The organism is Sphingobacterium sp. 40-24 (assembly GCF_001899705.1).
GTDB classification, from domain to species: domain Bacteria; phylum Bacteroidota; class Bacteroidia; order Sphingobacteriales; family Sphingobacteriaceae; genus Sphingobacterium; species Sphingobacterium multivorum.
The window spans coordinates 89,639-112,245 of the sequence record NZ_MKWH01000026.1; the positions used below are offsets into that span (position 1 = coordinate 89,639).

General features: G+C 38.7%; 21 protein-coding genes. 8 read left to right on the forward strand and 13 right to left on the reverse strand.

The features are described 5' to 3' along the window. Window positions 1-6: 6 nt before the first annotated feature. Window positions 7-498 carry a SixA phosphatase family protein gene (locus BGP15_RS10580; protein ID WP_070561258.1) on the reverse strand — a complete coding sequence of 164 codons (492 nt, stop codon included), beginning with the start codon at window positions 496-498 and terminating at the stop codon, window positions 7-9. Window positions 499-943: 445 nt separating this feature from the next. Between BGP15_RS10580 and BGP15_RS10585 the strand changes: the two genes are divergently transcribed. The 8 genes from BGP15_RS10585 to BGP15_RS10620 all read left to right on the forward strand — a co-directional run bounded on the left by BGP15_RS10585 (window position 944) and on the right by BGP15_RS10620 (window position 9,168). Next, window positions 944-2,173 (forward strand): hypothetical protein, encoded by a 1,230-nt coding sequence (locus BGP15_RS10585; protein WP_112374878.1) that lies wholly within the window; start codon window positions 944-946, stop codon window positions 2,171-2,173. A gap of 52 nt (window positions 2,174-2,225) precedes the next feature. Then, window positions 2,226-3,284 carry a glycosyltransferase family 2 protein gene (locus BGP15_RS10590; RefSeq protein WP_236586159.1) on the forward strand — a complete coding sequence of 353 codons (1,059 nt, stop codon included), beginning with the start codon at window positions 2,226-2,228 and terminating at the stop codon, window positions 3,282-3,284. After that, a complete protein-coding gene (locus tag BGP15_RS10595; protein WP_286769476.1) occupies window positions 3,281-4,546 on the forward strand; it encodes a glycosyltransferase in 1,266 nt (421 codons plus the stop codon). The genes BGP15_RS10590 and BGP15_RS10595 overlap by 4 nt, the downstream gene beginning before the upstream one ends. A 107-nt stretch (window positions 4,547-4,653) precedes the next feature. Further along, window positions 4,654-5,820, forward strand: a complete 1,167-nt coding sequence (locus BGP15_RS10600) for a glycosyltransferase (protein ID WP_286769477.1) — start codon at window positions 4,654-4,656, stop codon at window positions 5,818-5,820. A gap of 4 nt (window positions 5,821-5,824) precedes the next feature. Then, complete coding sequence (locus BGP15_RS10605; protein WP_083295763.1) at window positions 5,825-6,634, forward strand: glycosyltransferase family 2 protein; 810 nt, start codon at window positions 5,825-5,827, stop codon at window positions 6,632-6,634. A 24-nt stretch (window positions 6,635-6,658) separates the two neighbouring features. Further along, a complete protein-coding gene (locus BGP15_RS10610) occupies window positions 6,659-7,468 on the forward strand; it encodes a glycosyltransferase family 2 protein (protein WP_286769478.1) in 810 nt (269 codons plus the stop codon). 12 nt (window positions 7,469-7,480) lie between these two features. Then, window positions 7,481-8,149, forward strand: a complete 669-nt coding sequence (locus BGP15_RS10615) for a glycosyltransferase family 32 protein (RefSeq protein WP_070561253.1) — start codon at window positions 7,481-7,483, stop codon at window positions 8,147-8,149. Between the two features lie 62 nt (window positions 8,150-8,211). Beyond that, the gene (locus BGP15_RS10620; protein ID WP_286769479.1) at window positions 8,212-9,168 is read left to right on the forward strand and encodes a glycosyl transferase family 90; all 957 of its coding nucleotides are present in this window, start codon (window positions 8,212-8,214) and stop codon (window positions 9,166-9,168) included. Here the strand turns inward: BGP15_RS10620 and BGP15_RS10625 are convergent. From BGP15_RS10625 to BGP15_RS10680, 12 genes are all read right to left on the reverse strand, one after another. Further along, window positions 9,160-10,278 carry a glycosyltransferase family 4 protein gene (locus BGP15_RS10625; RefSeq protein WP_286769480.1) on the reverse strand — a complete coding sequence of 373 codons (1,119 nt, stop codon included), beginning with the start codon at window positions 10,276-10,278 and terminating at the stop codon, window positions 9,160-9,162. The two genes, BGP15_RS10620 and BGP15_RS10625, sit on opposite strands and share 9 nt — an antisense overlap. A gap of 12 nt (window positions 10,279-10,290) precedes the next feature. Continuing rightward, entirely contained in the window at window positions 10,291-11,505 is a 1,215-nt protein-coding gene (locus BGP15_RS10630; protein ID WP_286769481.1) for a glycosyltransferase family 4 protein, read from the reverse strand. Further along, the gene (locus tag BGP15_RS10635) at window positions 11,502-12,527 is read right to left on the reverse strand and encodes a glycosyltransferase family 9 protein (protein WP_286769482.1); all 1,026 of its coding nucleotides are present in this window, start codon (window positions 12,525-12,527) and stop codon (window positions 11,502-11,504) included. Before BGP15_RS10635 ends, BGP15_RS10630 begins: the two co-directional genes overlap by 4 nt. 3 nt (window positions 12,528-12,530) lie before the next feature. Continuing rightward, complete coding sequence (locus tag BGP15_RS10640; RefSeq protein WP_070561249.1) at window positions 12,531-13,136, reverse strand: DUF4254 domain-containing protein; 606 nt, start codon at window positions 13,134-13,136, stop codon at window positions 12,531-12,533. Window positions 13,137-13,243: 107 nt separating this feature from the next. After that, entirely contained in the window at window positions 13,244-14,722 is a 1,479-nt protein-coding gene (locus BGP15_RS10645) for an NADH-quinone oxidoreductase subunit N (protein ID WP_286769483.1), read from the reverse strand. Window positions 14,723-14,728: 6 nt separating this feature from the next. Next, complete coding sequence (locus tag BGP15_RS10650) at window positions 14,729-16,330, reverse strand: complex I subunit 4 family protein (RefSeq protein WP_286769484.1); 1,602 nt, start codon at window positions 16,328-16,330, stop codon at window positions 14,729-14,731. 3 nt (window positions 16,331-16,333) lie between these two features. Further along, complete coding sequence (locus tag BGP15_RS10655) at window positions 16,334-18,388, reverse strand: NADH-quinone oxidoreductase subunit 5 family protein (RefSeq protein WP_286769485.1); 2,055 nt, start codon at window positions 18,386-18,388, stop codon at window positions 16,334-16,336. Window positions 18,389-18,391: 3 nt separating this feature from the next. Beyond that, window positions 18,392-18,700, reverse strand: coding sequence for an NADH-quinone oxidoreductase subunit NuoK (gene nuoK, locus BGP15_RS10660; protein WP_046672767.1), 309 nt, complete (start codon window positions 18,698-18,700; stop codon window positions 18,392-18,394). Next, window positions 18,697-19,239, reverse strand: a complete 543-nt coding sequence (locus BGP15_RS10665) for an NADH-quinone oxidoreductase subunit J family protein (protein ID WP_286769486.1) — start codon at window positions 19,237-19,239, stop codon at window positions 18,697-18,699. The genes nuoK and BGP15_RS10665 overlap by 4 nt, the downstream gene beginning before the upstream one ends. A 3-nt stretch (window positions 19,240-19,242) precedes the next feature. After that, window positions 19,243-19,806, reverse strand: coding sequence for a NuoI/complex I 23 kDa subunit family protein (locus BGP15_RS10670; RefSeq protein ID WP_046672765.1), 564 nt, complete (start codon window positions 19,804-19,806; stop codon window positions 19,243-19,245). Between the two features lie 3 nt (window positions 19,807-19,809). Continuing rightward, window positions 19,810-20,883, reverse strand: a complete 1,074-nt coding sequence (gene nuoH / locus BGP15_RS10675; protein WP_286769487.1) for an NADH-quinone oxidoreductase subunit NuoH — start codon at window positions 20,881-20,883, stop codon at window positions 19,810-19,812. 252 nt (window positions 20,884-21,135) lie between these two features. After that, the gene (locus BGP15_RS10680) at window positions 21,136-22,422 is read right to left on the reverse strand and encodes a citrate synthase (RefSeq protein WP_046672763.1); all 1,287 of its coding nucleotides are present in this window, start codon (window positions 22,420-22,422) and stop codon (window positions 21,136-21,138) included. Window positions 22,423-22,607 lie beyond the last annotated feature (185 nt).

Here is a 22,607-nt window from a genome sequence, read left to right on the forward strand (position 1 = left end):
AGAATTTTAATCAATTATTTGCACAAGATCGGCACAATTGCCACTGAGCATATGAAAGGTGAAGCCGCCGTCAAGTCTTATCTCTGCACAAGATGAGGTGCGTAAGTAGGCTGCTTTTCGGGTCAGGTATTCCACCAGATCAGTCAACGTGGGATTGTGCCCAAAGAGCAGGACATGATTGACATGATCGGGGATGGCATTGATGATGGACAGCATATGCTTGTACGTACATTCATAAATTGTTTCTTCAATTTGAATATCAAAAGAAGAGGAGCCCATGACGTCTAGAAAAATACGCGTTGTTTGGAGTGCGCGATTGGCTGGCGAACTGATCACCATACTGTTTTCATCTAGGGTCAATTTTGCGGATAACTTAGCCGCAACTTGTTTGGCCTGTTGTATACCGTCGGATGTAAGCGCACGATCAAAGTCGTTTATGCCCGGAATAGTTTCGGCTTTTGCATGTCGGATGATATAAAGTTTTTTACTGTTGTCCATGATTAAAATTTTTGATTCTTAATACCAATATAGATAATAACGCTTGTTGTTCCGGTTCATTGTGTTTGCGCAATGAGCAGGCTTGCGTATGAATACAAATAATAATACAGTAAGTTTTGAAAAGTATATTACATTATGAATAGTTTTTTTACCTCAAGTGATACGTTTAATATCGTGTCAAAGCTAAAGCATTGTGGTTTTTTTAGTGCCTATAACGGCAAAATGAAAGTCTTGATAACGAATTTTTTAGATTGATTTTGGGTCTTTGTTGTCTTGGTGATTTAAAAAACAAAATCGTTGTTTTACTTTGATAAAATTATGCTAATTTCGCAGCGAAAAACAATAATTTGTTTTATCCAGCTATTTGCCGTCAGCTTATTTTATTTATTGAAAAACATCATTAGCCAAGTCGCATTTTTTTGTTTCTACCGTTTGATATTTACTTATGATTCGTAATTTTTTGATACTTCTATATGGAAGTATTATTCTCGTGGCTTGCCACCGTCCAGAGGACTTTTTTGCGCAGGATGTTGAAGCTCCTATTTGGACTGTTGAACCCATTGATTCAGTTACTTTTGATAGTGATGAAGGTTTGGTCAATATACATACTGTTGCTGACGCTAATTTTAAAGGCCTAAAAAATGCCAATGATTTTATAGATATCTCGGGTGCAAATGCCAGCTATTGTCATCCGGATGTTCTCTATTTTCCAAATAAGCTGAATGGATACAAGTATTGGATGGTTTTCACGCCTTATTTTGGCGCAGTTGGAACGAATCAAAACTCAAAGAAATTTGAAAATCCAAGTGTTGTTGTATCCAATGATGGTCTTGATTGGGTAAATCCTCCGGGATTGAGCAATCCAATTATCAATGCTCCCTTTCCGACAGAAAGTTTCGGTGAAAACAAGGTTGATCCGATTCAGGGTTTCTGGTCAGATGTGGATTGGATCTACTTAAATAATCAGTTTTATCTTTACTATAGGGGTAGTTTTATCACTGCGCAGGCTTTGAAAGGCAAATGTGTGTTAAGTAATACCAATTTTGATCGATTGAAACAAAATGCACATCGCACCATTGTACAACAAACCTCTACAGATGGTATAAAGTGGTCGAATTTGAATGTCGCCTTTACCAGCAACCCTCCGTTTACGCCCAAAGATGATCATCTATTGTCCCCTTCGTTTATTCATGACGGGAAGGAGTTTTTGAGTTATGAAATTGAGCTGAATTTTAATTCGAAAAATTTTAAAGGTAAAGACCCTTCTTATGTTGTTCGTAGAACATCTACCGATGGCATTAATTTTACAGGGTTTAAAGAAAGCAAAATCATAAATTTTCTAAATAGACCCTGGTTAAAGGAGGGACGAGTGAATTCACCATGGCATATTCAGGCCACATTTGCCGATGGTTATTATTTTCTCTGTGTTGCTGTGGGTGATGTGAAACGATATACCGCGGAACTATTGTACGTTGGGTATTCCAAAGATGGATTAAATTTCAAAGTATTACCGAAGCCGCTGTTGAAAAATAATGCCTATAGAAGTTCAATTTTTCCAATGGGCAGCAACGAATCTTTAATTAAAATGGGAGCAATGATCGGTAATAAATCTGGTGAGTTCAGATACCGGGAATTTACATTGAATAAAGACAGGATCGAGAAATCATTAAAATGATTTCAGCATTTAATATATCATTTCTGTTACTATTTTTGTATATTAAAGATTAATGATGGTAAAAAATGGTTGTATGGATTGTCCTCGTCCGGTTGCTGTTTCGGTAGTTATACCGGTATACAATGTCGAAAAATATTTAGACGAGACGATCCAAAGTGTGCTTGATCAGGAATTACAAGATTTCGAAATCATACTCGTTAATGATGGTAGCAGTGATTCTTCGGCTGAAATCTGTCGGAAGTATGCATCATTGGATGCTCGCATTTATTTTTTTGACCAGGAAAATTCGGGCGTTTCTGTCGCTCGAAATAACGGCCTCATTCATGCGAGCGGAGAATATGTCTATTTTTTAGATTCTGATGATACTATTGAACGCACCTTTTTGTCAGCTTCTTTAGCGATTGCTAAACAGCAAAATTTTGATTTGCTGATTTTGGGGGAGCCTTATTGTTCCCGGGCGCCACGTTTGACTGCTGTACCGACATGCGGTTTGCTGACCAAAAAGACCTTATTGGACACTTATCCCAATATCCGTTTTCCTGAAGGAATTCAGCCCTGCGAGGATGGCTTGTTTTCACATCGTCTCTTTTTGATGACCGATAAGATCGGATTCAATCCGGGCGCAGTATATTTTTATAGACAGCACGAGAATCAAAATCATACGCAAATTAATCGGCAGACGGATCGCTTATTGAAACAGATCCCAATATGGTTAGAACTATTGAAGGAGTTTTATAAGGAACATGATCTTTTTGCTTCAAAAGCCTTAAAACTAGCGCTATTTATCGAACATGAACCTTTTGAGTTTCGCTATTTAAAAATGGCATTTAATGATCTTGAGAAGGAAGAGCTGTTTAAGTTATTGCAAAATTTTATGCAAGAATATGTAAGCCCACATCTTACCAAAGCTGATAAAGAAATATTAACGGTGCCTTTTAGCTATTTTGTAGAAGCTCGAGATCATAGGGATTTTGATACGTTTTACGTAGATTATTGTAAAAGGAGAGCTGAAAAATTGAAGCGAGGCTTATTTTGGGTGAGGTTTATTCCAATTGCTGGCCTAAGAAGAAAAGTCCGTCAAAGGATCAGAAATAAGTATCTCGACGTATGAAGATTTTACTAATACAACATTTGTATTTTTTAAATGGAATAGGAGGCACGGAAAAGATATGTTCTACGTTAGCGAACATACTGAGTACAAATGGATATGTAGTGGAGATTGCAACCAATGAAAACATAAAAGGCTCCCCAGTTTTTCCGCTGCATAAGTCGGTGAAAGTGACGAATATCTTTGACGCTAATTTGGAGCAAAAGCTCGAGCTTCCTATTTATAACTATAAGGGGACGAATCCACTTTTATGGTTGAAATACAAGGCCCGCAAAAAATACAGCAAGTGGTATAACCGCCGATTGAAGCAACGGATGGGGGGGGAAGCTAAATTATTTCAATTTAATTTGCGAAAGCGGGCGATTTTATGGAAAGATTATATCGACGGACTAAAGCCGGATTTGATTATTACCATGTCCATTGGCTCACTTCTGGAGATTACTTATGGAAATACACTGTCAATCCCCATTATAGATTCGGTGAATGGAAGACCTGATTACGATTATACCAATGTTCTAGGCGGGAGAAAAGCATATATGGTTGATTTGTTAACGGCTAGTTTCGATCATCTGAATGGTGTTCAGATCTTATTTGATAGCTATCGGGATTTTCTACCGTCTAATTTTTCGGGACAATGCGACGTTATTGCCAATCCAATCCAGCAGGTAGATTCCCGCGATTTAGTTAGGCATGACCGTATCAAGGAAAGATATAAGATTATTCATGTTGGGCGTTTGGATACAGAATGTAAGCAGCAGCATGTTGCCATTGCAATTTTTGCTGGCCTGGCAAACAAATATCCCAATTGGGATTTGGAGTTTTGGGGGACAGGTCCAGACTTTGATCGATTGAATACACAAATTTGTGATCTTGGATTGGCTGAACGGGTTTTTCTGCGTGGATTCACCGAGGATCCTCTGATAAGGATGCGGGATGCGGATATTTTTATTTTCCCCAGCAAATATGAGGGGTTTGGATTAGCCTTAGCAGAAGCCATGTCAATAGGCCTGCCAAGTATTGGCTTTTCCACTTGTTCCGGGGTAAATGAATTGATCAAACATAATCAGAATGGTTTTTTAGCATTGGACGACCGTGAGATGGCCCTGTACCTCGAACAATTGATCATGGACTCTTCGCTACGTTCGAGATTTGGCGTTCAGGGCAACTTGGCAATGGAGGTGTACAGTTTTGAAAATATGGCTAAAGGGTGGTTAAATTTAGTGGAGACCGTCACAAAGCATTTTCGGGGCGAAGGCGAGATTTAGTTAGTCCGGCAAAGAAAAATTCAAATAGAATGTGGCATTTTCCGAGAATAATTCGTATTATTTATTATAAAAGCAAATGCTGCTTTTTACCTATTCAATAAGAATAAATGCAAACAATAAAGAGAAAGAGAATATTATACTTTATGCCTGAAAATCCTAACAGTTCGAAAGCAGGCAATTTGACTAGGTGTAAGCAATTGTTAACTTATTTTAATACGATAAGTGCAAATTTTGAGATCGATTTTGTATCCTCAATTAATTGGAGAACAGGTGATGAAGCTATTTTTCAATCCGAATTTCCAAATATTAACCTGATTATTTTACCTTTTAAATCTTCCAAAAAAAATAGGATTAGTTATTTCTTTCGTGATAAATTACAAAAAGAGATTAAAAATATCTTCCACTCCAATTTGATTGATCGTGTTTCGCCATCATTTCAAAGAAGATTTGAAAAGATTTTAAGCGATCATAAGTATGATTACGTTATTATTAGTTATGTTGAATTTGGTAGTTTGGTAAAGAGTTTGATAGGATCTTATACAATTTTAGATTCGCATGATTTTCTGACGCTGCAAAATAAGACAAAGGAAAAGGAAAACTTTTCAATGCGTCAATTGGGTAAAATGTTTGGAGCTGAGTTGTCTATGATGACCTCTTTTAATGAGATATGGACATTTTCAATTGAGGAAAAATATATTTTTGAACAGTTTGCAGATAAATTTGTACGATTAATTCCGGTTTCAATGCCATCTCCTGTTATTCAAGAACGCGAAAAGAAGATAGACTTAATTTATGTGGCGAGTGATAATCCACACAATGTATCGAGTATAAAGTGGTTTTTAGAACAAGTATTTCCGCTACTTGCACATGTTGAACTGCATGTGATTGGAAAGATTTGTGCACATATTCCAACCGTGAAAAATGTTATAAAACATGGATTGGTGGATGATCTTGCAGCATATTATGAGCAAGCTAAAGTTGCGATCTGTCCAATGCTTTCAGGGACAGGAATCAAAATAAAGGTTTTGGAAGCATTATCTTTTGGCATTCCGGTTGTAACCAATCAACGTGGTGTCGATGGATTGTTTAATAAATCAGATAATGGATGTCTTATATCGTTAGATGAACAGGCTTTTGCTTCTCATATTATTGAATTGCTCCAGGAGGATGAATTTTATAAGATAAAATCGAATCAGGCCATTGAATATATGAGAAATAATCATACCGTAAAGAAAGAGTATGAAGTCTTGGACGCTGTTTTTAACAATAGATGAATAAATGAAAATCTCTCTAATAATATCTACTTATAACTGGCCGGAGGCGTTGGCATTATGCTTGGAAAGTGTATTGCTTCAGAAGGTTCTTCCTGATGAAATCCTTATCGCTGATGACGGGTCTGGAAAGGAGACAGAGCGAGTTGTGGCAGAATATAAAAGTAAGTTTAATATTCCTTTTATTCATGTATGGCATGAAGATGAGGGGTTTCAGTTGGCGAAAATCAGAAATAAAGCCATTGCTAAAGCCTCATCCGATTATATTGTCCAAATTGATGGTGATTTAATTTTGCATCCCTATTTTATTCGAGATCATCGAAAGTTTGCGCGAAAAGGATCGGTGGTACGCGCCAGCCGTATTTACCTTGATCGGGAATTTTCCGAGAAAAAATTGACGAAGCGTGATACAAAGGTAAATAGATTCGATAAAGGAGTTTCGAACTTATTCAGTGCTTTTCGTTTTCAGTTGTTATGGAAATATTTTGAATTTAATTATAAAAACAAAGGCAACGAGCGTTGGGAGATTCATGGTGCCAATATGGCCTATTGGAGAGAAGATGCCATTCGTGTGAATGGCTATAATGAAGACTTTAAGGGCTGGGGGCCGGAAGATAAAGAATTTGTCGCTAGACTTCTAAATATCAACATCAAAAAACGATTCTTAAAATTCGGCGGCATTGTGTTTCACATCTGGCATGCGATAAATGCAAAAGAGAATTTAGGCAACAACAATTGTTTGTTTGCAAAAACAAAAAAGCTAAATTTGACCTATTGTGATAACGGTATTGATAAATACCTGAAATCATCTGATTAGCACTTACGGTTTTATAGCTATTTTTTGGAAACTTCGATAATTATTACAACGTATAATAGGCCCGATGCATTGGAATTGGTGCTATTGTCTGCATTAAATCAAACAGTTTTGCCGAGTCAAGTTATTGTTGCAGATGACGGTTCTGATGATCGAACAAGACAGCTGGTCCATCGTTATGAGCAGGTTTCTGAAATTCCAATCAGCCATGTTTGGCAGGACGATTGTGGTTTTCGCGTTGCACGTATTAGAAATCAAGCGCTAGCCCAAGTAAAATCACCCTATGTTATACTTGTCGACGGTGATATCCTTATGGCACCAAATTTTATTGAAGACCATCTAAAACTTGCCAAAGTCGGACATTTTATCCAAGGTGGAAGGGTTTTACTGAATCAAGCATTAACAGCCAAATTGTTAACTGAGTCGAATCAACTAAGGTATCCGAATATGTTTCAGGCGGGATTCGAATCTGGTCGGTTTGAAAAGAGAATAAGTAGTTTTCGTAATCTTCTTTTAGCACGATGGACTGCGAAAAACCTAGCACATAAAAGAAGCAAAGTACGCTCTTGTAATATGTCCTTCTACATGCGCGATGTTCGTGCAGTGAATGGTTTTAATAATCTTTTTGAAGGCTGGGGCCGGGAAGACAGTGAATTTGTTGAACGTTTATTCAATTATGGACTCAAAGGGCAACTAATCAAGTTTGCTGCAATTGGGTATCACTTATATCATAAGGAGGCGTCTAGAAAAGCACTACCACAAAACGATCATTTATTAGAAAAGACAAAATTAGAAAAGCTGACATCCTGTGCTGACGGACTTTCTAGTTTCCTATAGTTATTCATTATCATGGGAATTCCAAAAAATATATTTCAAACATTTAAGGATAATAAGATTCCTTGGCTTACGAAGCTCTATATTCGCTCATTTTTAAAAAAGAATAAGGATTATTCGTATGAGTTCTATGATGATCAACGGGTGAGTGACTTCTTTGCTGAACATTTTGATGAGCGCATTAACAAAGCTTATCATCGTCTTCAGATAGGGGCCGCCAAAGCAGATTTTTTTCGCTATGCTGTTTTATATATATATGGTGGTATTTATATAGATTTAGATAGTGATTTGTTAGTCTCCATCGATAAATATCTAAATAGCGATGACGTTGCGGTAATAACGCATGAGAACAATAGGAGCCTGTATGCACAATGGGCACTTATCTTTGATAAAGGACATCCTTTTTTAAAAAGAACGATGGAGCTGATTGTGGATAATATTGAACAGAATCGATTTCCACATGATGTACATGCGATGACAGGCCCAACAGTTTATACATTAGCGATTAATGAAGTTCTGAAAGAAAATCCGAATGTAGCGTATCGCTGCATTGAAGATGATTATAAAGGATTACTGAAATTTAAGTATAAATTAGGTAAACTCATGATTTATAAAGACAAATCTAACCATTGGAAGAAACTACAACTGCGTATTCCTGTTGTAAAACCTGATACAGACTTTTAGGCTTATTTATTTTAAGGGAGAGTTATTTTTACTTATTTTTGAGGAAAAAGCATTGCACATCGATGAATTTCAAAAGAATCTTTTTGCGAAATAAAAATAATAAGATTTACTATTATATTAAAGCAATTCTTAGGGAGCTAGTTCCTGATAGTCTTTTTCAAGCCCAACTGACAAAGCGTTTAGATAGCACTTATTATCGCAAAAATGCCACATATATTGATGATAGGGTAAATTATTACAATAAGTTGGAACGGCTTGAGATTTTAGATCAGGACGCCATTGAAATAGGCAAATATCGCGTACCAGAACGCATACGCGTTTATTATTTCGACAGTAAGGAATATTTAAGGTATTTTAACCCCAAATTGCGGTTCAGTATTTTGCCCGGTGATATCATTCATATTCCCTCACATCCGACTTTACTCAAGAGCCGACCTATTCATGGTAATAATAGCAATGCAATAGTCTTAAATTTGGATAAAGCAAGACATTTTAATTTTCTTCAGGACGACGTGTCTTTTGATAAAAAAATAGATATGTTGGTCGGAAGGAGCGGTTTTGGACAGATTCATCGAAGTCGATTCTACCAATTGTATTATGATCATCCATTGTGCAATATCAAAAAGGCTAATCGATCTTCCGATAAGGATTATTTATCCATCGCAGGGCACCTTGATTATAAATTTATTTTGGCGCTTGAGGGAAACGATGTTGCGACAAATTTGAAGTGGATTATGTCCTCTAATTCTATTGCGGTCATGCCTATGCCGAAATATGAGACTTGGTTTATGGAAGGACGCCTAATTCCAGATGTTCATTTTATTTGTATTAAAGATGATTATTCTGATTTGGAGGAAAAATTACGGTATTTTATGGCAGATGATCATGCGGCTAGGAGGATCGTAAAAAATGCACACGAATATATTGCTCAGTTTAAAAATAAAAAAATAGAGGATATAATCGCATTAAAAGTCTTGGATAAATATTTTACGCATACCGTTCAGCCTAAATTACAATAAGGACTGATAACAGTTTATGAGTTCTGATGCAATTTTTTCATCATTAAATTTTTGCACATAGTGACGTCCTTGTGAAATCATCCTTGCACTGGTTTGGGAGTCGCCGAGAATACGTTTGATCGCTAGATTTATTTCGTCTACATTTGAAGGGTCGACATAACAAGACGATGGTCCACCAGCTTCTGGAAATACGCCCGAATTGGTTGTAATGACAGGAGTACCAGCATATAAGGCTTCGATGATAGGGATACCAAAGCCTTCAAAGATAGAAGGGTATATAAAAATTGATGCCATCGAATAAATAGTCGATAGTTCTTCAATAGTAAACCCTTGTTTTATAATGACTTTTCTTTCCAATTTGTTGGCTATAATATATCTGTTAATCTCCTCAAGATAGGGCGTTTTCTTACCAATTATTAATAATGGGATATCGATATCCTGAATAGCTTTTACAATTTGTAAAACATTTTTTCGTTTTTCAATTGAACCCACATTTAACAGAAAGTCTTTGGGTAAATTATATTTTAACCTTAATTTGTCCTGCTCGTCGTCACTTTTTGGAACCTTGAAAGCCGGATGGCAACCCTGATAGATAACCTCGATCTTATGTTCGGGAATTGCATAGTAATCGATGATATCTGATTTAGTCTGTTCACTAATTGCAATAATTTTATCCGCGTGATTAACCGCTAATTGGAATTTCTTGTTGTATATCCAACGATCGATGGGTTTATAGAGTTCGGGATAGCGTAAGAAGATTAAATCATGTATCGTGACAACAGATTTAATTCCACGGGCTTTTAAGCCCCTTGGTATTTCTCCTGTAAGCCCGTGAAAGAGTTCTACACCGTCATTAAGCAGGTCAGATGCTATTCCAAAGCTTCGCCAAAGTGCGGGAAAAGCGCGGTTAAATGTGCTTTTGGGGAGACGAATTTTTTCTTCGATAAGCGCCTTCTTCGAAAGATCATTATCGTCCAATCTTGGTGTATACTTCAAATAAGTATTGTCCGGATAATATTGTTCCAGTATACGGACAAGGTCCCGACTATAATTGCCTAAGCCTGTTCGATTGAGAAAATATCGTTTAGCGTCAAATCCAATTGTTATCATGCTTGACCCGGTTTAGCTTTCTTTAAAAATGTGTTCAAATTTACTTAATACCAAATCCCAATTATAATATTTAGAAACATATTCTTTAGCTTTTGCCGCAATGATGTTCTTATCGGTATTTGGATCTTGCAAATATGTGATAATGGAACTTAGGGAGTTGAAGGAATCATAACAGAATACAGCTCCACTTTTGCGTTCATGTTCGACCATGACATCACACTTTTTGTTACCAATGACTGGTTTCCCTAAATGGAGCGCTTCTAATGTCAATAGTGATAAACTCTCAGCGAGTGAGGGATTAATAATGGCAAAGCTTTGTAGCATTAGCGCTTTTTTTTCTTCCTCGCTTACAAAACCAGTATAGATGATATCAGGATCTTGCTGAACATCCATGGTATTTTCTCCTGTAAGTACAAGCTGCAAGTCGATCTGTTTTTCCGATTTTAATTTCAGAAAATAGGCCATAAAATTGTTGATTTTCACTGGTGTAATGCGACCACAATAAAGTAAGTATGGTGATTTGATCTGATATTTGGCACTGATGGTTGTCGCAGCTGCTAAGTCATCTATTTGATTGACGCCTATGCCAACAATTGTATTTTTTGCCAGCGAATTTCTGAAAATTTCTAAACACATTTCTTTTTCACTTTCTGTATTAAAGGCAATATGATTGACTTTTGAAAATAAAAGTGTGTTGATACTTCTAAATAACATGCTCTCCATATGTGCAGTGGGAATCAGAATAGACTTCTCTGGTACAAGGAGTGATCCCAATATGGTTAGTGGGTTTTCGTAAGTAAAGAAAATGAATTTGTCGAAATCGTGTTGGAATTCCCTAATATAGTTAAGTAATGAAGACGAATAAAATGGATGTCCTTCCAAATAGGTTGATTCATCATCAACTTTGAATTTCCAAACAGGAAATAAGGAGAAAATAGGCCTTGCTAATCCCCAGCGATAGATCAATCGGCGTATCTTCCGGGCGATTTTACTTTTCTTTTCGGAACGCAAATTTTTATCGGTCACGAACCTCGTCACAGGTATTCCCTGTATAATTTCTAGGCCCGGAGTGAAATCTTCCGCTGGTTTATTTAAAAACTTAATAGTGGTGGTTAATACTGTCACGTCATGCTTTGCTGATAATCGTTCAGCTAGCATTCTACAATGGAATTCGGCTCCACCGGTGATATCCAATCCGTATCGAATGGTTATTAACCCTATCTTCATCCTATTGCTCTTATTTTTTCAATCACCATTTCCGGTGTAATTAAATCAATTGCTTCTATCCCATCACAATCACAGGGCTTGTTGCCGTACACTGAACTCGGTCTATTGGGGTGTTCAACTTGGATGCAATCTGTTAGCTGCTGCCCGTAACCGGTGAATCCAGCATAAGGATGCGTTGCTCCCCACAAAGAAAGACACCTTACACCCATCAACGATGCCATATGAAGTCCCGAAGAGTCCATACTGATCATGAGATCTAGATTTGAAATCAAATCCAGTTCTTCCCGCAGCGAAAGCTTGCCTATGGTATTATAGGTGTTGGGAAATCGCTCCGTCCAGTTTTGCGCAATCTGGAATTCCTGTTCACCACCACCAAACAACAAAACATCATAGCCATTGTGTGTCAATATCTCTATCACATTTTCCATCTTGGTTTGCGGAAAAATCTTATAACGATGTTGCGCAAATGGGGCAATGCCAATTTTCTTTCGATCGAAATTCGCGAACATACTAAATGCAGCTTTGGGTACATCCTGCAAATTAAGAACCAATTTATTGCTGAGTTCAAATTTGAAACCTAATGCGCGAAATACATCTGCATAGCGCTCGACCGTTAGCTTTAAAGGAACCTTAATTTTGTTGTTTTCGCGGGTTAAGGCTTTTTTTTCAGCCCTGCCTTTGTCAAGTTGTTTTATTTTTACACCCGATAAGGAAAATAAAAGATCGACTACGCGGGAGCGTAAATTGAAATGTAAGTCCGCTACAGCATCTGCGCCGTATTGAGCCAGTTCTTTTTTTAGCTTGACTAATCCAAAAAAACCTTTATGAATTGTTTTGGGCTCAATCGCGTGAAACCGTACACCTTTTATTCCATCAAAAAATGGGGCAAAGAATTGCCGGCTGACCATAATGATTTCTACATCAGGGTATTGGTTGCTGAATTCTTTCAATACTGAAGCGACCATGGCAACATCGCCCATAGCTGAAAATCGGGTTACTATGATCCGTTGCGGTAAGGACATGTTTTATTTTCCTGATGAATATAGGACAGGGTTCAATGCCGGATCGTTATACATTTTCATCTGTTTATAGACTTTCATGTATTTATCACCTGATGCGATGGCGCTCATCAATTCATCAATACTTTGGGATAAATCTTTTCGTTGTTCCAATAAAACGTTTAGTTTTTCCTGGCAGGAAATGATGTGTGCTTCGGAAGCATCTGTGCGTAATGTTTCCTGTTCCATGTGGTAGATTTTTAATGCCAGAATGGAAAGTCTATCAATAGCCCATGCCGGACTTTCAGTATTGATTGTCGCTGTAGAACTCGCCTGTATATCTTGAAATTTTTGCAGAAAATAACTATCAATGTACTCGACGGTATCTGTGCGGTACTGATTGGATTCATCGATACGTCTTTTCCAATATAAGCCTTCTTGAGGTTCAATAGCGGGATTACGCACAACATCTTCCATATGCCATTGGACGGTATCAATCCAGCATTTTAAATAGAGGAGATGTTCCAGAGATTGTTTGTCATACGGATTTTGGATTGGATGATCAATCTGATCGTATACGTGGTAATCCTGGATAGCACGCTGAAAAATTGGATTTGCTATTGCACTAATCATGTTACAAATATAAAATATATTATGGAGTTATTCTTACTATTCAACGCAGACATTAAGGGAATGAATTGGACGATAAACTTATTAAAATGAAAGAAGTTTCCTGTTTTCTAGAATGCCGAAAGTAATAAATCGGGAAAGATACCTAAGATCAACACGGCCACGGTACATAAGATTCCAATACACAAGAGTAGCACATTGAATTTAACCGCTGGAGATCCCGTATTTTCCCTTAGAAACGCATTCAGTGGTATCTTAAAATAATAAAATAGGGAGATGACAGATGTCAATGCACCCACTAGGAGTAATGCCAGCAAACTAAAGGATTGGAAGTTTTGGTATTGCTCGAATACTTTGGAAAAGACCAAAAGTTTCCCAACAAAACCCGCAGTAGGAGGTAGGCCGACCAAAGCGATTAAAACAATCGAAAAGGAAGTAAACAATAAGGGAAATTGCTTTCCTAAGCCACGATAAGATTCAATCGTGGTATTTCCTAAACTAGCTTCCAAGGCATCAATAAAGATAAATACAGCAATATTCATCAGCGCGTATATGGAAAGGTAAAATAAGAGCACATTTGATTCCTTATTTTGATAAACCAATACAGCCATAAGGAGTATACCCGTATGCCCAATGGAAGAGTAGGCCATCATCCTTTTGGCATCCTGTTGACGCAAAGCGGCTAAATTACCAATCAGCATGGTTGCGATGGCGATCGCAATAATCACATAAGTCAGAAAATCGCTGAAATAAAAGGAGACATTGAGCCATGCGGAGAATATCTTGGACAAAAGAACAACGACCGCAATTTTGGGTACAGTAGCAAGATAGGTGGTAATCACTGTTGGGGCACCTTGATAAACATCCGGGCTCCAGACATGAAAGGGAAAAAAACTGAGTTTGAATCCAATACCTGTCAGCAAAAATAATAAAGCAATGCTGATCATGATCTGAGGTGCTTCCATCAAGCCGGCAATGTGGCTTGGTGCATCAAAATTCAGGTTTCCCGTGAAACCGTATAGTAAAGACAAGCCATAGAGCATAACGGCGGCACAAATGGATCCGAACAGGACATATTTTAAAGCAGCTTCCGATTGAACCTTTGTGGAAGAAAAATAGCCAACCATAATATAGGAGCTGATCGAAACAGTCTCCACAGCGATAAAGATCATCAGCCAGTTACTCGTCATCGTCAGCAGGTTCAGGCCAAGGGTTGCGGTCAATAGCACGGCGTATAGGTCGCCTAAGGGACGGTCTTGCTGGCGTTGTTGGATGAAGATACAGATGAGCATTGTCGACAACAGCATAATCAAACGTGCAGCTACAGCAAATGCATCAATATGGATCATATCAAAGAAGCCCGTTACCTCGACCTTACTGAGTCCCTGGCCCACAAGGTAACAACCACTGAGCAATAAGCCAACGAGGGTAATGACAAAAGAGGTATTCTTCCAGTGTCTGTCAATAAAAAGACTAGCGAGGATAGTACCAATAAAAGTGACGATCAATGTCAGTTCGGGCTTAAAATAAGGAACGCTTACGATAATCTGATCGATGAAAGAACTGATATATGGACTGAATGCGAGCATGCTGAATTAGATAAATTGTTGGATAAAACTCACGAGATTCAGAATACTGGCGTTTAGGTTGTTAAATACTAATGCCGGCATAATTCCAAGTAATAGCGCAAGCGCTAGGGTAGGAAATAAGATCACTTGTTCCCGTAAATTGACGTCTGTAAGTGCATTACTCCAGGAGTCTCCGCCTTTTAAGCGAATTTGTCCAAAGAACATGCGTTGCAGTGTCCAAAGTAAATAGGCTGCACTTAATAGGATACCTATGGATCCCGCTAGTGCCATCCAGCGCGGTAATCCAGTTCCTATACTCGCGGCATTGAAGGAACCGATAATGACAAAGGCTTCGCCAATAAAAGCTGAAAAGCCGGGCAGGCCTAGGGACGCAAAAAATGCCACAGCGACATAACCTGTGTATTTGGGCATAATTTGAGCTAGGCCACGGAAACTATAGATATTTCTGTCGTGTACACGGTCATAGACCACGCCGACAAGGAAAAAGAGTGCCGCCGATAAAAAACCATGCGAAATCATCTGAAACATGGCGCCAGAAATACCTTCTGCAGTCAGCGATGCAACACCAAGCAGCACAAAACCCATATGTGAAACCGATGAATAAGCAATCATTCGTTTCAAGTCTTTTTGCGATAGGGCATTCAAAGCACCATAAATAATGGAAACAACACCGATTAACCCAAGCCACCAATTGGATAAGGCTGCCATATCGGGAAAGATGCTGTAACAGATACGGATGATACCGTAACCACCAATTTTGAGGAGAATACCGGCAAGAATAATAGATACTGGTGTTGGCGCTTCAACGTGCGCATCCGGTAGCCAAGTATGTAGCGGAACAATGGGTACTTTAATAGCAAAGGCAAAAAAGAGCACAATGAAACCGACCAGACGAGCGGAAATGCCCAAAATCTCCTGATAACCTTCCCAGCCGAAAATAGAACCCTCAAGATAATTCTGTGGATTCATCATATAGATCATGTTGAAGGTATGTGCTCCAGTAAAGGGGTTGATTACTGAAAAATACAATCCGACGATAATCAACAACATAAATACAGACCCGAATAGGGTATATAAAAAGAATTTTATAGCTGCATATTCGCGTCTTGCGCCACCCCAGATACCGATCAAGAAGTAGAGTGGCAGTAACATGACTTCATAAAACAAATAGAATAGGAAGAAATCCAATGCGCAGAAAATCCCCATAACGGCCATATTAAGTACCATGAGCAAGGCAAAATATCCCTTCGGACTTTTCTGAATATTCCAGGAGGCACCTATAGCCATCAGCATAACGAATGCACTCAGCAATAACAAGGGCATGGAGATCCCGTCAATACCAATAAGATAATCAATCTCTAGTTTTCCTATTGATCCTAAATCTAATCGGATCCAGGAAAGCTGTTCAACAAATTGATAGCCCGCTAGATCTTGGACTCCTGTTTTGCTTGCATCAAATTGTGCATAACATATTCCGGCCAGTACAAATTGTATTGCTGTGAATGCTAAAGCAATATATTTGTAACTCGATTTATAGCGTGTTGGTAAGGCGAGAATGAGCGCCGTAGCCAATAGCGGTAAAAATATCAATAAGGATAGAATAGGCATTTCCTAAAAGAATATAAGATAAATTAAACCAAGTAAAACTAATAAAAAGACGGAATACAATGCTGTCTGTATCTTTCCGTTTTGGACCAGGCGAACTTGATTGCCTGTCCAATAGGCTACAGTAGCAACCGTATTAACAAAACCATCTACAATATATTTATCTATCCACACACTTAGCTGTGAGAGGGATAAGACGATAAACTGAATCAAAGAAACGAAAGCGTCAACGATGTGACGATCAAACCAATAACAGAACTGCGCTAATTTTAATGTGCCATTCACAAAGACTGCTTGGTAAAATTCATTGATATACCCCTGGTTGAAAGCGGCTTTTAATGCCTGGCTAGCTGAGTTCAAAGGGTATTTATTTTGTACATACCATTTCCAGCCGATGATCCAGCCAATAACCGAACCAAGGAGCAGTATTGCAGGGATAATAAGGTGTGCACTATGGCTTGGTGCAAAAGCATATTCATCCAATAAAAGGCCGTCCATCAACCAGGAATCGTGATACGAAAACGGATTGAAAGAAAACAGTGGAAATAAGCAGAATAGTCCCAAAACAAACATGGGGATCAACATGGTCTTTGGGGCTTCATGTAGTGGATGATCCAGTAGTTTGCCCTGAAGCTGTTTCAACAGTCTGAACTCTCCAAAAAAGGCTTTAAAGAGCAGACGACCGATGTAGAAAGCCGTTAAAATACTTACTAGAATTAAAATCGCGGGGATGATAAGGTATAAGTTACCTTTTGAAAGAGCCCATTCAAAGGAAGAGATGACGATACTGTCTTTGGATAGATAACCTGAAGTCAAAGGGAAGCCTGCAAGTGCTAGCGATGCTATACACATCAGCACGAAGGTCTTTGGCATATAGTGACGTAGTCCACCCATATTCCGTAAATCCTGCGGGTTAAAGTCCAATTGACTATGGGCTTTGAGATGGGCCATTTCATGAATGACAGCTCCTGCAGAAAGAAATAATAGACACTTAAAGAAGGCATGTGTAGTCAGATGAAATAAAGCAGCGTCCCAGGTTCCAATACCTATTCCAACCATCATATAACCGAGCTGCGATATGGTCGAAAAAGCAAGAATACGTTTGATGTCGTATTGGCCAAGCGCGAAGTATGCGGCCAAAGCAGCGGTTATTGTACCGATGATGGCAATAAATAATAAGGCAGATTCATTAAATAATGGAAATACAGTAGCCAAAAGGAATACACCTGCAGCAACCATGGTCGCGGCGTGAATCAATGAGGATACGGATGTAGGACCTTCCATGGCGTCAGGAAGCCATACATGTAATGGGAATTGTGCAGATTTAGCCATCGCTGCCAAGAAAAAGGCTAATCCTGCAATGGTAAGCCAAATCTGAGGTAAGCTATTGACTGGAGATGTCCATAATCCTTGGGCGATTGTGGATTGATAAATCAAGCCATTGTCCCCAAAGAGATCGATTAAATTGAGGGTTTTGAACTGTGTAAATAGGATCGCAAGCCCAATTAGAAACCCGAGGTCGCCGATGCGATTGACCAAAAATGCTTTTTTATTGGCTTGTACAGCTGTTTCACGTGTGAACCAGAAGCCGATGAGGAGATACGATGCGAAACCGACTAATTCCCAAAAAACATACATCAATAGGAGGCTATCCATAATGACCAATCCCAACATCGCAAAACAAAATAAGCTAAGATACATCCAATAACGGTGAATACCTGAATCGCCATGCATATAGGCTCTGGAGTATATATGTACGGGTAGGGCAACCGTCGGTACCAAAAAAAGCATCAACGTGCTCAAATTGTTCAGCAGGATACCAACTTTAAATGATGTTTCACCAATAGTGAACCAGCTTACTTGCATTGATACTGCCGGATTATTCCATATAGAGAACCAGGTCAATCCACCAGCGATAAAACTGAGGATAATAGCCGTGAGAGAAACTAGGCCCGACTGATCGCGTTTGCCTGCTATTGCTTGATATAGGAATGCCACAAATGGCGCTGCCAAGGTAAACAGTGCGGTCAGAAGGGGCGATATGTGAACAAATTGATCCAATGCTTATTTGTCTTTTAATTGGTTTATCTCATCCGGATTAATGGTTTTGTAATGCCGATAGACATTTAATACAATAGCCAATCCAACAGCGACTGCAGCCGCTGCGAGAACAATGGCAAATAATGCGAAAATTTGCCCACCATAACTGACCTTGTCGTATTTTCCAAAAGCAACAAAGTTCAGGATGGCGGCATTGATCATCAATTCAATACCCACCAGAATCATGATCGCATTTTTCTTGGAAAGTACAGTATAAAGACCAATGCAAAAGATGCAGGCACTGACAACTAAGAAATGCGTCAGCGTAATCATATTGTACGCTCCTTTCTGGATAGATGTGAGGCTCCGATCAAGGCCATCATCAAAAACACGGATATAATTTCAAATGGTAAAACGTAAAAGGTCATAAAACGTAAACCAATCTGATGAATGTTATTATCTGTTGCGACAATCTCGGTGTTATTTTCCCTAGCTTGTAAAATCCACGCAGATGGTGCTTGTTGCCATTCAACAATACCGTATAGCATAAGCAATAGGAAGCCAAGCACGATGGGAATCGTCTGCCACTTAGGCATGGTTAAGAATGTACCGCTGCTATCCTGAAGGTCTTTCAGGAGTTCTTTGTTGGAGAGCATAAAGGCAAATAACATCAATATGAGCACGCCTCCGACATACACCATAATTTGCGTGATAGCTACAAAATCGGCTAAAGCAAATAAGTAGAGTCCTGCCATAGCAAATAACACAATAAAAAACAGGAACAATGCACGCGCGATATTTTTAAGATTGACCAGTAAAAGTGCTGAACCGATTGCTAGGGTAGCAAAGGCGTAGAATAAAATACTTTCCATCTTTTATTTTTGCTTTGCTGCCTCCTTTTCAGCTTGAAACTTGGTCCACTCTGCTTTGCGCTGTGCGACCTCACTATCGGTCATATCTGAAAAACCATAGATAAGATCGGTCAGTTTTTGAGAACTGCGGTCATATTCATTGGTCATGGTAATACATTCCGTCGGACATACCACAGTACAAAGGCCACAGTACATACATTTGGCCATATCAATATTGAATTTGGCCGGATATAGTCTTTTAACGCTGCCATCGGAAGTTTTTCCAATCGCTTCCGGTGATTTGATAGCTTCGATTTCGATGCAGTCGACAGGACAAGCCTTTGCGCATAGATCACATACAATACAGTCCTCGATATCGACTTGCAATTGATAGCGGGCAACTTCGGGGATTGGCATTTTTTCACGCGGGTATTGTACGGTGACAATACCTTCTTGTTGATCAAAGTAATTGTCTTTCTTGATATTCAATTCTGTTCGCGAACGTCGGGCACCAAACAAGTGCTTAACAGTCAAAGATAAACCCTTGATTGCCGTACGAAATGCATGCGAAGCTGTTTTAAATATCATATCCTATGCTATAACTAAAATTCGCCAAATTGCAGAGATGGCCATACAAAGAAAAGCCAGCGGTGTCAATACTTTCCAACATAAACTCATCAGCTGGTCTGCACGTAACCGTGGTAATGTCCATCGAATCCACATTTGGATACCAACAATAAATAATGATTTGGCTAATGTCCAAAATATTCCCCACACTAAACCTGTGGTCCAATCGGCCAAGCGTATTGCACCTATGTTTGGTAATGGTGTATTCCAAGCGCCTAAGAAGAGAACAACTCCCAACATCGATACCAAAAACATCATGGCATACTCTGCCAAAAAGATAAAGGCAAATTGTATGCCCCCATATTCTGTATGGAAACCACCAACTAATTCAGATTCGGCTTCCGGGATATCAAAGGGTGCACGATTACACTCGGCAAGGGTAGCAATAAAGAATATGATGTAGGTAATAATCAAATGTGGGGCCTGAAAGATGTTCCAGGCGAAAAGGCCTCCGATCTCATTGACTTCCCAAAAACCAAAGAATTTAATGCTTCCATGAGTTAGAATTCCTTGTCCAATGGCGATTTCATTCAAATTTAGGGTTTGGGTTAGCATCACTACAGCAATCAGCGAAAGGGCTACCGGTATTTCATAGGACACCATCTGTGCAATGGCACGCATGGAACCCAATAAAGAATATTTGTTGTTAGATCCCCAACCTGCCATTAAAATGCCCAAAGCATCAATGGAGATGATGGCCATAATAAAGAACAAGCCTGTATGTGTATCCGCAGGGATAAAATCTTTGGCCCAGGGAATAACGGCAAAACCTGTAAATACAGCAACGAAAATAACGATAGGAGCAACTCTAAAGAGTATTTTATCGGCCGATGAGGGGGTAATTAATTCTTTTTGTAATAATTTGAGAATGTCGGCAATCGTTTGGAGACTGCCATACTTTCCTGTTTCCATCGGTCCTAGACGATCTTGTACAAATCCCGCGATCTTACGCTCGGCATATACTGCAAATAAGGTAAAGGCTGCTATAAAAGTGAAAATAGCAATGGGAACCAAGATATGTAGTATTGTTTCTAACAAGTCTTATTTATAATGATTTTTAATAAGAGACCAATGAATACGCAAACTTAACGAAAAACAGGGAATTTAGATAAGGAAAAATTAAAATATACTTAACAAGTAGATTATCGTGACAATAACGTAACGACGGTGCATCCTATAGTGTTCGAGTGGGTGGTTTCGGACAGCTGTAAAGTTCTCCATGTTGGTTGGGGTAGAAATAAAAAAAGCATCCCCGAGGGATGCTTTTTAAGGATATAAATCGAAATCGGATTAGCGATTTGAAAATTCAACGTAGTCGCGTTCTGTGTGGCCAACGTATACTTGTCTAGGACGACCGATAGGCTCTTTGTTTTCACGCATTTCTTTCCATTGTGCAATCCATCCTGGTAGACGGCCTAAAGCAAATAATACGGTAAACATATCTGCTTTGAAACCTAATGCGCGGTAGATGATACCTGAATAGAAGTCAACATTCGGATAAAGTTTTCTGTCGATGAAGTATTGGTCGTTCAATGCTGCTTCTTCGAGTCTTTTAGCGATATCCAATACCGGATCTTGAACGCCTAATTTTTCCAAGATGTCATCACATGCTTTTTTGATGATCTTAGCACGAGGGTCGAAGTTTTTGTAAACGCGGTGACCGAATCCCATCAGACGGAAAGGGTCGTTTTTGTCTTTTGCTTTAGCAAGATATTTTTCAGCATCACCACCATCATTTTTAATGGCCTCCAACATCTCGATTACAGCTTGGTTTGCACCACCATGTAATGGTCCCCATAATGCATTGATACCCGATGCAACAGATGCATAAAGGTTTGCATTGGATGAACCAACGATGCGAACAGTAGATGTTGAACAGTTTTGCTCATGATCAGCATGTAAAATCAACAATTTGTGCATGGCGTCAATCACCACAGGATCGAATGTTTTTTCATCATTCACTTCTCCAAACAGCATGTTTAGGAAGTTGTCAATGTAACCAAGGTTGTTTTTTGGATAAACGACAGGATGACCCAATGATTTCTTTTGAATCCAGGAAACGATCGTTGGCATTTTTGCCAAAAGATTGATGATCGTTTGATCCTCTTCTTCGTCAGTTAAGTTAGGATTTAAAGATTCTGGGTAAAATGCCGATAATGCGCCTACTAAACACGAAAGCTGACCCATTGGGTGAGATTTGGATGGGAATCCAGCGAAGAAGTTTTTCATGTCTTCGTGAATCATCATTTGCTTTTTGATGTCAGCTCTGAATTTTTCCAATACCTCTTTTTTGGGAAGTTCTCCATAAATCAACAAATAAGCAACTTCCAAGAAAGTCGATTTCTCTGCCAATTGTTCAATTGGATATCCTCTATATCTCAATATGCCTTTTTCACCGTCAAGGAAAGTAATCGCACTTTTCGTTGCACCTGTATTTTTGTATCCTGGGTCTAACGTAATAAATCCGCTTAGATCTCTTAATTTCGAAATATCAACTGCTTTTTCATTTTCAGTACCGACAATGACCGGAAGGTCATACGAAGTGCCGTCTAAATTTATAGATGCTTTATCTGACATGTTTATATATTATCTTATATCTGATTTGTTATGCTAATCTCACAAATTTAACTATTTGATATTTAAAATTGAAAGTTCTTTTGGAATTAAAATGACATGACTGCGTCATTTTGGATAATATTCACGAATTATTTACTTAAATAAGCAAATAATTTATTCAAATTTAACATTATCTTATTCTGCAA